Here is a 13,433-nt window from a genome sequence, read left to right as displayed (position 1 = left end):
CCACTCCTCTCTCAATTGAATGTTTTCCAAAACATTTTTTTCGCAGGAAGCTCTGTCTCTTTTAATGGGTGAGCCGTGTTTTCTGATACTGCCTTCCGTCTTAATGGCGGTACGGGCAGCGGCTGTCTTTTCTCTATGGCGTGATCTTCCTCCTGCCATGCTTCCACTATGACGTGGGCGTTTGTCCCGCCGTCGGCAAAACAGTTAATGGCTGCGGCCGGTCTTTTTGCATCCCATGTGCCGGCTTTTTTATGAAAATAAAAATCGGTTTCTTTTATATTAAAATACGGCATCGGTTCGTCTCCTGACAAAAACGGAACCGTTTCTTTATGCTTCAGCATTAAAACGGCTTTTATAAAACTGGCGATGCCTTCTGCGCACAGCGGATGCCCGATGTTCGGCTTAATGGAGCCTATTCCTAACGGCACGTGATTGTCAGAGCGGTATACGGACTGGATCGCCTTCAGCTCAAGTAAATCTGTCACCGCTGATCCTGATCCGTTTGCTTCAATGTAGGTGATGTCTTCCGGTTTTTTACCGCTTTTTTCAAGCGCGGTTTGCATCACGTCTTTTTGCGCCTGCAAATTAGGTGCAGACGGCCCTGCCGTCCGGCCGTCATTATTAATAGCAGCGGCCTTAATGACAGCGTATATGGAATCACCGTCTTTTTGCGCTTGGCTTACCGTCTTTAACAGCACCATGCCGACGCCTTCTCCCAAGACCACGCCGCCTGCCCGTTTGTCAAACACATGGAATGACGGGTTCTTGCTTAATAGCCCGCGCTCCTGGAACATCCGGTGCGCCGCATCTGTATGTAGCAGGCTGACGCCGCCCACTACGGCTGCTTCGATATCACCGTTTCTTAGTGCCTGAACGGCCATGTTCATACCGACCAGCGCCGATGAACAAGCCGTATCCAGCACGATGCTCGGTCCGCGCAGATCAAAAAATTGAGACACATTTGCGGCTAAATAGTTTTGTCCGCCCGCGACGATCGGATTGCGGGTCTTAGCAAGACTTTCTTGATCAGGATGATGCTGGCTGCGTCCGCCGATATACACACCGGCCTGCATGCCCTTTATTTCTTCACGGGTATAGCCGGCGTGGCACCAAAGCCTTAAGCTCTCTTCTAATACCGCCAATGCTTGGGGGTCCATCGCCTTCGCATCGTTCTCCGGTATGAAAAAGAATTCGGAATCAAAGCGATCCATGCCGTCAATCATTCCCGCAACAAACTCATTTGGATACCCAAAACGTTCAGCAGGCACTGCGCTTATCGCAGATCGGCCTCCAGACAGCAGGTTCCAATATTGTTCAAGAGATTCCGCTCCCGGAAAACGGCAGCTTAGACCAACGACAGCGATGTCTTCTGCTCGCGTCTTACGCTCAAGGGCATCGTTCACCGCTTGGACGGCTGGCTGCTGTTTTGTTGTTTCAGTCTCTTGCCGTTCTGTAAACACTGGCTGCTGATTGGAGACAAGCCATGCTGCAAACGCGTCAATCGTCGGATGCTCATATAAAACGGATGGATCTAAATCCTCTTTAAGCGCCTGATTCATTTGCTGTAAAAGCTGGGCTAATATAATGGAATCCACTCCGTAATCCTGGAACGGTTCATCAGTTTCCAGTTCATCCGGAGCGATTTTCAGCTCATCGGAAAACAGTTTCACAAGCCAAGCTTTTGTATCTGTGAGAAGACTTGAGCCTGCAGTTTGTTTCACCGTTCCGTTATACACGCTGTCTTTTGCTTCTCGTATGTTCTCCTGATCTAACAGCCTATCAGGGTTCCATCCGTCTGCATGAATGACTGCCGGAAGAACCGCGGGAGTGATGTTTTCCGATAAGATGCGGTCTAAAAGCTTAAGCCCTTCCGCATTTGTCAAACCTAACAGTCCGGTTTGCTTTAAGCTTTCTGTACGGACTTCCCCCAATCCGGTTTCTTTCCAATTCGGCCACTGAATGCTGACCATCGGGTATTGATCTTGATGAGCCGCCGCGAAATAGTCCATGTACGCATTTGCCATTGCATAATCCGATTGGCCGGAGGCAAGTGCCGGAATGACGGCCGATACCGATGAAAATAAGACAAAAAATTGCAAAGGTTCGTTTGTGAGCAGGCTGCTTAATGTTTGAACACCGGCGATTTTCGGTTCCAGCACCTCTTGTATATCTTCGGCCGTCTTCCTGATAAACGCGGGATTTGTTGTATTTACCAATCCCGCACAGTGAATGACGCCGCCAATCGGCCCCATCGTGCGCCGGATGGTTTCGATACCGGCTTGTACGGCATCGCGGTCAGACAGTGTCATATTCAGCACCGTTACTTGTACGCCTTTCGCTTCAAGCTCTTCAATCGCCTGTATCTTCTCTGCGAGCGGCGTGTTTGCCGTTTTGAAGGATGCCCGCTCCTCACGCGGAGGAAGCAGCTCCCGTCCTGTCAGCACTACTTTTTTCACGCCGTGCTTTTCTGTAAAATGGCGGGCGCATAAGAGCCCCAGTCCTCTCGTCCCTCCTGTAATCAGAAGCACGCGGTCTTTCGGAAACGGAGCGGGCTTTAACTCAGCTTTCTCATCCATCGGTATTTCTCGAAAGCATGCCCGGTATCTTTGCCCGTTTCGATAGCAGACTTCCGGCTCAGTGCTGCCGGCAAAAAATTCATCCGCAATTTGCTTGGCCAGCACCTCTTGCTCCGTAAAAGGATCTGCATCCATGTGCCTTGATGTCAGGTTTTTGTATTCACTTTGCAGCATTCGGTACAGCCCGCTTTTCGCTGCTCCCGACAGCTGGACCTTCTCCTGCTGAAAACGCTCCAAGCCTTTCGTAACGCTTAAAAGCGTTACTGAACGTCCCTGACGGCGGCTGTTCTCAATCAGTTTCTGAAGCCAACTGATCCCTTGTAAGTGCTCTGCTTCGCCCCCGCATCCGGTCAGATCCACGGCGCCCTCTATCTGATCCCATTCGGCATGTGCATCATCAGCTGATTCGATATCAAGAATGGCTGATTCAGCAAAATGCTTAGCGGTTTCTTCAGCAAGCTCCATTGTCTTTTGATCAGCTAATAAAATGACGGTTTGGCCGTTTTTGCTTTTGATTGATTGGATCTGGCACGGTGTCCAATGCTTTTGTAACAGCCGTGTCTCCCGCATGTTTCCGTCTTCTTGTAATCCAGCTTTCGGCTGAGGCAGCCAATACGGCTCCTTAGCAAACGGGTAAGCCGGCAAACTGATTCGCCGGGGCTTTCCGCCGCTATAGAGTCTGTCCCAATCAACCTGAAGCCCTTTTGCCCATAATTCGGCGATATTGGACCATTTTTTCTTGTGAAACCATGATTCAAGCAGCTGCTTCAAATCACCATCCGTTTCAAATCGTTTAATGTCGCTTTTAGCGGATTTTACGTGGGCAGAATAAACACCCTCGCTCGTTTTGCCGTCGATGAAATCCGTCAAACGCCTGATCAGCTCTTCTTTCGAATCAGCTGTAACCGCAAGGCGGTAATCCATCGCGTCCCTTCCGGTTTGAAGAGTATACGCCATATCAGAAAGATTCAGCTCTCCGCTCGCTTTTGCGAAGTCTTTCATAGACTCGGCGTAAGCCTTTAACTGCGGCTCCTTTTTCGCTGAGAGAACAAATATGTTTGTTTCATCCGGCTGCCTGTTGCCTCGCCGCTTCGGCTGATACTCCTCAATAACGAGATGGGCGTTTGTGCCGCTGTAGCCGAAAGAGCTGACACAGGCCCGCCGCGGTGTATCACCGGATTCCCAATGTTTCAGTTCTGTATTGACATATAAAGGCGACTCATCAAATGCAAAATGTTCATTCGGCGTATTGAAGTGAAGCGTAGGCACAAGCGTCTGATGCTTCATGGACATCAGCACTTTTTGTACGCTTGCCACGCCTGCCGCTGCTGATGTGTGTCCGATATTAGATTTTACAGAACCGATGGCGCAGAATTGTTTGCGATCCGTTTTCTCTTTGAATATCGAAGACAGAGCTTCTAATTCAATCGGATCACCCTGCTTCGTTCCGGTGCCGTGCATTTCAGCATAGCTGATGCTTTCAGGATGGATGTTGTGCGCTTCATAAACTTCACGCTCTAAATCCATTTGGCTTTTTGCACTTGGCGCAGTAATGCCGTTCGTTTTACCGTCTTGGTTAATACCTGAGCCGATAATGACGCCGTATATATGGTCTTGGTCGGCTTCTGCGTCTTTCAGCCGTTTCAGAACGAGCGCACCCGCACCTTCACCGGGCACAAACCCATTCGCGCTGTTATCAAATGCTTTGCATTGGCCGTCCGGAGACAGCATGCCGGCTTCACACATGCTGATGTATGATTCAGGCGTTAAATACAAGGTGACACCGCCGACGAGCGCCATATCGATTTCATGGTTTAACAGCGCCTGGCGCGCCAAATGAGTGCCGACAAGTGAAGATGAGCAAGCCGTATCTATCGGAATGGCGGGCCCTTTCAAATTGAGATAATACGGCAGGCGGGCTGCGGCGATGCTGAAGCTGTTGCCCGTGGCGCTTCCCCCTGACTGATGTTTGTTAAGCATCATGCCGTATTCATTGTTCATAATCCCCACATATACGCCGCATTTTTTCCCGTTTAATGTCCTTGCGTTATAACCCGCATCCTCAAAGGCTTTATAGCCCTCCTGTAAAAATATCCGGTGCTGAGGATCCATCAGTTCGGCTTCTGATGGAGAAATATTAAAGAACAGCGGATCAAACTCCTCAATATCATCCAGCACGCCGATCGATTTGCAGTACACTTTACCTTTCTTGTTCAACGCCGGATCGTAATATTTGTTCACATCCCACCGGGAAAGCGGAATCTCGCGAATTGAGTTTTTCGCCTGAACTAAATTGTCCCAATACTTGCTTAGATCCGGCGCGTCAGGATACTTGCCCGACATGCCGACAATAGCGATCGCATCCTGCCTCTCCTCTTTCGGCGCCATGTTAACAGGTGCCGTGTCACGTTCCTTTTGAACCATTATTTGGATCGGCTGCACCGGCTTTTTCTCCGGAGGCGCCGCTTCCTTTTTCAGTTCGGGCGGGTGTTCCGGAGGTGCCTGCTTTTTTCTGCCGCTGCCTGCCAGCTCTGAACGCAGAAAATCGGCAAACTGGCGAATTGTCGGATAATCATACACTTTGGTTACGTTACAGTCTGTGCCGTACCGTTTATTGACGGCCTTGACCCATTCCAGCCCGGTAATGGAGTCCATGCCTAAATCAATGAATGCTTCATCAATGTCTGCTTCATGAGGCTCCATGTACAGAACATCAGCCAGCGCTTTCGATAACTCGTCATACAGCACTTCAATCGGTTCAGCCGTCTCAGCGGATGCCGCTGTTTCAGACATCGCCTCTCGGATGTCAGCCTCTGGTTGCACCTGTACCGCTTGCGGCTCAGTCAAAGGCTGTAACGAAATGTTTGCCGGCTTTTCCTGCGCCGGGATTTCCTCCGGTACAGCCTCAGCATGACCAACCGCTGTTTCCGCGCCGAGCTCATCTTTTAAGAAAGCTGCAAATTGCCGGATTGTCGGATAATCATATACTTTCGTGACAGTAATGGATGTGCCGTATGTTTTATTAACCGCCTTTATCCATTCCAGTCCGGTAATTGAATCCATGCCGATGTCAATAAACGTGTCGTCTTGGTCAATGTCATGAAGATCCATATACAAGACATCTGCCAAACTTGCTGTTAATTCTTCGCTTAAGGCTTCTGCTGAAACCGGCGAATGGTTAACAGGCTGTGCTGCTCTTTGCGGTTCCGCTCTGCTTAAAGGCTGCAATGCGATATGTGTCGGTTTCCGACTGACTGTCTCATTCACAGGCAGCGCTTCAATGGCCGGTTTTACAACAGCTGCCGGCGGGATCGGCTCCGGCCGTTTTTCGATTTGTCTCTCGGAAGGCATGTCCGCCGATTTGTCAATCCAATAGCGGTCTTTAGCAAACGGATAAGCCGGGAGACTGATTTTCCGCGGTTTACCGGTTTGATATAGCCTGTTCCAATTAAGCGGAAGACCCTTGACCCAAAGCTCTAATACTTTCGCTGCTTTGCCTTTAGCAAGCCAGGCTTCAATGGTTCTTTCCATATCTTCATCAGCCGCAAACAGCGCCATCGTGTCTTTATTTTGTTTGACCTGCCCGCGGTACAGCTGGTCAATTGAATCCTTGCCGCTCGTAAATTCACTAAGCTTTTCTTCAAGCTCCCGTAAATTGCGGACAATCAGCCCGAGACGATCTTCCATCGCTTCACGCCCGATTTGCAGCGTATAAGCGATCCGGCTCAAATCTGATTCTTGATAACGTCCGCTTCGAATCGCATCAAGAAGCCGGTTTGCCCGCTGCTGAAGTCTTTCTTCATTTTTTGCAGAAAGGACAATCATGACCGGATGCTGCGCTCCGAACGCAGTATCTTTTTCTTCTTCATACTCTTCAATGACAATATGGGCGTTGACGCCGCCCGCTCCGAAAGAAGAGAATCCCGCTATTCTCGGATATTCCGCGCTTTCTCCGTTTTCTTTTATGACCGGTCTCTTCCATTCTTCAAGCGTTTGCTGCACTTTAAACGGTGTATTGAGAAAATCAATATTCGGATTAAGCGTTTTGGAATGCAGCGAAGGCGCGAGCTGTTTATATTTCATCTGCAGCAGCACCTTTGTCAAGCCGGCGATGCCCGCGGCGCTCTCACAGTGTCCGATATTTGATTTAGCCGAGCCGATTGCGCAAAACTGTTTATCTTGTGTCTTTTCTGAAAAGACTTTCGTAAGTCCCGTGATTTCAATCGGATCACCGAGTGATGTTCCGGTGCCGTGCGCTTCGATATAGCTGACTGCCCTCGGATCGGCTCCTGCATCTCGGAGCGCCCGTTTTATCACGGCAGCCTGGGCGTTCGGATTAGGGACGGAATATCCATTTGTTTTTCCGTCGTGATTTACGGCCGTTCCTTTAATCAGGCCGTAAATATGGTCACCGTCTGCTTTTGCTTTAGACAGCGGTTTAAGGAGAACAGCGCCCACGCCTTCACCAGGCACATATCCGTCTCCCCCTTCCCCGAAACTTTCACATCTTCCTTTACTTGATAAAAATCTGTTTTGGCCGAGCATCAAGTATTTATTCGGGTGAATGGATACATTGACGCCCCCGGCAAACGCGGCCTCGCATTCCCCGTTCCTTATGCTTTGGCATGCCAGATGAATGGCTGTCAATGAAGAGGAACACATTGTATCTAATGCCATGCTAGGTCCGTTAAAACCGAAAACATAGGAGGCCCGGTTTGCGATTGACGACGGATTTCCGGTCAGGGCAAGCGATTTTCCCCGCGCTTGCTCCTCGGCCCCGTACAGCTGGTATTCCTCATACATGACGCCGACATAAACGCCGACATTTGCTCCCAGCGGATCGCCGGCTTTTTTATTCAGATTTTCCCGCGTATAGCCGGCATCCTCCATCGTTTCATAAACGCATTGCAAAAATAACCGCTCCTGCGGGTCCATCATTTTTGCCTCTCGGGGTGAAATATGAAAGAATTGCGGATCAAATTTGTCCACGTCTTTCAGAAATCCTCCCCATTTTCCGTAGGTCTTGCCTTCTTTGTCTTTATCAGCATCATAATAAAGGCTGTGGTCCCAGCGCTCGCGTGGGATTTCTGTAATGCAGTCTCTGCCTTCCTTCAAGTTCTTCCAAAACTCCTGAAGGTTTTCGGCTTGCGGATAACGTCCTGACACACCGATGATCGCGATATCTTCGCGCTCCGGCTGCGGCTGCTTTTCGGACGCCTCTGTGCGCGGGCGGGCGAAACCCTTTTTGCCTTTGGCCTGGAAGGAAGCTGGTCTGACCTCCGTTTTCGCAGGTGCAGCCGGCTCCGCTGAAACGGGTTCTTCTGTTTCCACCCCTAAAATATCCAGTAAGGTGTCACGGTGTGCTTCGATAAAATATTGTGTTAACGATTCAATATTTTGGTATTCAAAAAACAATGTTTTCGATAATGAACCGAAGCTCTTTTCCAGACGGCCCGTCAAATGCATAATCATAATAGAATCGATTCCGTAATCTTCCATAGGCGCTTTGGCGTCAATTCTGCTCACCGGAAGCTTTATCACCTCGGAAAGCACGTTTTTCAAATAATGCTCCGCTTTTTCTTTAATCATTTCTTCTTTGCCCGCTGAAAGATTCGTTGATTTCACAGCTTTTTGATCACTTGCTGTTTTTCGCAGAAATGCGCGGATTTTCGCTGAGAATCCTTCCGTTACCATGACTTGGGCTTTCTTTGCCGCCCATGCGCGGTATAAGGCTTGAAAACCGTTTTCGGTTTTCATAGGAACCATGCCGCTTTCTTTCGTCAGCATCGCTTCTGTTTCCGCATCTACCTTCATGCCGCCGTCTTTCCAAAGCGGCCAGCAGACAGAAAGGGTGCGGCCGTACCGCTCGTTCGCCGCCAGCTGCCGGTTTCGTTTTTCACTGAACGCATTCATAAACGCATTCGCCATCGCGTAATCCGCTTGGCCTGCACTCCCCGCACTTCCCGCACCTGAAGAGAAAAGAATCAAGAAGTCCAGCGGAATATGCTTCGTCGCTTCATCGAGATGAACCAGGCCGGCGACTTTCGGAGCCAGCACATCCCGGATTTCGCCTTGTTGTTTTTTCAAAATGTAATTGTCTTTTATCATTCCGGCGCTATGAATGATACCGTGTAAGCCGCCGTATTGCTTTTGGATATCCTCTGCCAGCGATTGAATCTCTTGTTTTTCGGTAATATCCGTTTGTTTGTAGACTGCGTGAGCACCAAGCGCGGACAGCTCTTGAAGCTGCGCTTTCTTTTGATCATCAAGCGAAGAGCGCCCTGTCAGAATAAGAACGGCCTCTTTCGTGTTCTGCGCGATTTCACGCGCGAATAAAAAGCCGAGACCTCCCGCGCCGCCTGTAATCAGATAAACGCCTTTGTCCTTCCAAGGCTTTTCGGTGCCGAACCGTTCCAGACCGGTCTCCTTCCACTCAGCTGTAAAACGCTTGCCGTTTTGATAGCGGATATGCTTGTCATCCGGACAGAAGCTGCTTTCTGTCAAGTGTTCAGCCAGCACGCCGGCCTTGATGCCGGGCTCCTGTTCGATGAGCTGGCAGGTCAGGTTCGGGTTTTCGAGCGCCGCCGTTTTCAAAAGCCCCGTCAAACCGCTCAGGAGCTGCGTATCAGCTTCAGCCGGCACGACAATTTGAATCAGCTCCCGCCCCCCGGATTTTGAAGAGAGAATTTGCTGCACTGCTTCAAAAGCCTGAAGCGCACAGGCTTCAAACCGTTCGTCTGCGCTCTTTTGATCATCATGGAGCACCGTACAGCTGAAGTCTGCTTTTATATTGTTAATTTGTTCTGTAAATCTATCAGAAATCATGACATGGTGCGCTTTGTAATGGATCGGCGCCTTCACTTGTGAAGCGGTTTTTTCTTCCCATACATGCTCAAATAACAGCGTCTCTGTCTTTTCCGTTTCTATCGTTCTTGCAGAATAGCCGGTCATTTTCACACATACATTTCCGTGATCGTCGCACAAATCAATATCGAGCTTTTGCACGGCATCTCCCGGCTTACTTTCGCCGCTGTATGTAATTGAAACCCACATATCGCTTTCACAGCCTCTGAAGATATCAATCTGTTCGAGGGCAAACGGCAGCATTGGATTTCTGTCAATCCCGCCTTTTTCAAGCTTCAAACCGATTGTGGCGTGGAATGCCGCATCAAGCAGGCTCGGATGCAGGATAAATTGATCTTTTGTGTGCGCAGCTGCGAATGGGAGTGACAGCTTTGCCAGCACTTCGTTTTCTCCCGCATACATTTCAGTGACCGCTTTATGAGCGTCACCGTATTCAATTCCCATCTGCTTGTAAGCCTCGTAACATTCTGCCGGCGTGATCAAACGGCGTGATTCTTTGAGTTTCTCAATCTCGATTCCGCCCGGTTCCTCCTCTTGAACAAAAGCGGCGCTCCCTTGTGCATAGAGGACAGGCTCCTGTTCTGAGTGATCCGGCTCTTTGTATATCTCATATGACATTTCGCCATTTTCTTCATGATATAAGCGAAGATACAATTCGGCGCTTTCTTCCGCTGCCGTAAACGGGCGAATCCACACGATATGTTTCAGGCGGATGATGCCTTCTTCCCGTGTTTCTGCCGCTTGTTCAACGGCTGTGCGCACCATTTCCAGATAGGCCGCGCCCGGTAGTGTGCGCTCGTTTTTTACGATATGATCCTTCAGGAAAAATTCAGCGCCGCTAAAGGATGACCGGAAGCGTACACCTGACATGTTTGATACATTTTGATGCAGCAAAGGATGCAGAATGGCCGCAGTTAGTTCCTGCGTTTTTTCTTTCTTCTCCGCCTGAGGCACCCAATAACGTGTTTTTTCAAACGGATAAGTCGGCAGGCTTATACGGTTTGGCTTGTTTTCTCCGTATAAGAGATTCCAATCCAGTGTGCCGCCGCCGGCCCATCTTTCAGCGATCAGCTCCAGCCCGCCGTCAGAAAGCAAATGATGTATCGAGCCGGGAGCGAGCTCTTTCCGTTTGTCTTTATCCGCCCTGCCCCTCCAGCAGCGGCTGGTCTCTTCGCCTAGAAGAAAAGCTTTCAGCTGCTCTATCAGCTGCGTCATATCCTCAGCGATGAAAACAACCCGCTCCTCCATTTGCTCACGGCCGATCTGAAGTGTATATGCCGCATCTCTCAGCGGCAGGCCGGGCTGGAGAAATTCAGACAGCTTTGCCGCGTACGCCTGAAGCCGTTCCTCATTTCGGGCAGAAAGCGGAATGATAAATGTCTCATTTTCTGACGGTTCTGTTTTTTTCTGCTCTGATTCATTCGGAACGAATTCCTCCAAAATGATATGCACATTTGATCCCGTCGCCCCGAACGAGCTGATCCCCGCACGCCGCGGGTACACAGTCTCTTTCCCGTTTTCTGTCACGACGGGCTGCTGCCACGCCTCTGTTTGATGCTGGACGTAAAATGGCGATTGTTTGAAGTCTAGGTACGGATTCAGCTCCTCTGAATGTAAAGACGGCACCAGTGTTTTATGGTGAAGCTGCAGGACAACCTTGCTTAAACCGCTGATTCCCGCCGCTGATTCCGCATGCCCCATATTGGATTTCACTGACCCGATGGAACAGAACTGCTTGTCCTGTGTATATTGGCGGAACGCCTTCACAAGTCCTTGAATTTCAATCGGATCACCTAAAGAAGTGCCCGTTCCGTGCGCTTCGATATAGCTGACCGTGCGCGGGTCGATTCCCGCTTTGTCCAGACACGTCTCAATTAAATCGGCCTGGGCGACAGGACTCGGAACAGAAATTCCGCTCACCGCACCTACGTGGTTAACGGCACTGCCTTTTACAACAGCATAAATCCGGTCGCCGTCTTTTACCGCCTGCTTTAACGGCTTTAATAAAACAGCCCCGAGTCCTTCTGCCGGAACGTAGCCGTCGCCGTCTTTCCCGAACGTATGGCAAAGGCCGTCGGTTGAAAACATGTCCCACAAGCCGTAAGTCAAATATTTATTCGGATGCAGCGACAGATTGACCCCGCCGGCTATTGCCGTTTCACATTCTCCGCGGCGAATGCTTTCAAGCGCCAGATGTACTGCCGTCAGCGAGGAAGAGCAGACCGTATCAACCGCCATGCTCGGCCCGTGGAAATTACAAAAATATGAAACTCTGTTTGCAATTTGCGCATAATTAAGAGAAAGCGGAAACACATGGTCTTCAGATGAAGCCTCAGCTCCGACCAATGTATAATCTTTGTGCATCACCCCGGCAAAAACACCGACGCGCTGCCGCTTATTCCGCCCGCGCGGCTCAGCTAGCGTTTTCGGCGTATAGCCGGCATCCTCAATCGTTTCCCAGCACGTTTGAAGGAACAGCCGCTCCTGCGGGTCCATAGTTTCGGCTTCCCGGGGCGTAATTCGGAAAAACTGAGGATCAAAGCAATCCGGATCATCAATAAATCCGCCCCATTTTGATATTTTCTTCCCGGAAGGCGACTCTACATTTTCAAAACGGCGCCAGTCCCAGCGGGATTTCGGGATTTCACTGACACAGTTCTTTCCTTCTTTGAGGTTTTCCCAAAATTCATGAATATTCTCGGCCTTCGGATAGCGGCCCGCCATGCCGATAATCGCAATGTCCTCATCTTTCAGAACGCTGCTTTGCCCGATTTCAGGTTTCATCACCGCCGGCTCGCTTTTTTTCTCCGGCAATACAGGTGACGCGGTGAAATGTTTCCCGTATTCCTTCGTAAGAAAGGCAGCTAATTCTGCTACCGTCGTGTATTCAAACAGCAAGGTCGGAGAGAGGGTTTCTCCGATTTTTTCACTTATGGTTTCAACGACGTCAAGCAATCCCGAAGAGGTCAAACCCATCTCATAGTAGCCGGCCTGCGTATCAATCTGTTCAATCGTCTTTTCCATTTTTTCCGCCATAAGTTTGCTGACATATTGTTCTGCTTCCTCATACGGATTCTCTCCTTCAAGAGATGCGGAGACTTCCGGTAAGCCGTCAGCGGGAGGCGAAGGTTTCGCCTCAGGCTTACGGTTTGTATTAATCAGCTCGGCACCCCGCACGAGCTTGCTTGTGAAATCTTTCAGCTCAGCTACTTTTTGACCGGACACGTTGAAAAACTCCAGCGTGATGTAAATAAGCTCTTTTTCCTGCCGAAGCGACGAGCGTTTGATTCTCGTGATGCACCCGGCCTGCAAAGGGTCGGAAGCTGTAAAAGATTCGTAGAAAAGAGGCAGAAACAGCCTCTTTTCCCCATTTAACAGAGACGAAATCAGTTTATTGGCGCCTACACCGCTTCCGTCAATGAGGGTCGGATGGAACAGAAAACCCTGTGCTTGATCTATCGCGTCTTTTCCGAGTGACAAATCAAGGGTTACCCCGTCTGCCCCCTCAAACACATTTCCCTCTGCTTTCATATATCCGCTGTGAACCAATTCCTGGCTTCTGCACTGCTCGTACAGTTCATCCAAATTGACAGTGCGTTCGGCACCATGTTTGATTTGGCTGAGATCCAGCGTGTCATGAAATACCGCCGGTGATACCAAATGCATTTCAGCTTTTACGTATATGTTTTCTTCCGATGACAATCGGCCCCCGCTGAGCTCCTTTCCTTTTGCGGCGATTTTCCAGCGCCCCTCTTTCACCTCTGTACAGTCGATCGTAAGCTTAATGGCAGTGTCCTCTTTCGCAATAAGCGGCTGATAGATTGACAAATGGCGCAATTGAAGCTCAGCGTAAGAATAACCCCGCTCTTTGAAAATCTGATAAATCATATCTATATAAGCCAATCCCGGAAGTACTTTTTGTCCGTAAACGGCATGGTGAAAAATAAACGGATTTTTTAGCGATAAAGTGATTTGCTTATTGAAGTTCTTCAC

1 protein-coding gene is annotated in these 13,433 nt (G+C 49.7%); it reads right to left on the bottom strand.

Annotated features, from left to right (window positions below):
• Nucleotides 1-11: 11 nt before the first annotated feature.
• Nucleotides 12-13,433, bottom strand: a complete 13,422-nt coding sequence (locus AXI59_RS16810) for a type I polyketide synthase (RefSeq protein ID WP_061528775.1) — start codon at nucleotides 13,431-13,433, stop codon at nucleotides 12-14.

Source organism: Bacillus nakamurai, assembly GCF_001584325.1.
GTDB classification, from domain to species: domain Bacteria; phylum Bacillota; class Bacilli; order Bacillales; family Bacillaceae; genus Bacillus; species Bacillus nakamurai.
The sequence above is the reverse complement of the archived record's forward strand: the minus strand, read 5'-3'. Positions and strand labels throughout refer to the sequence as shown.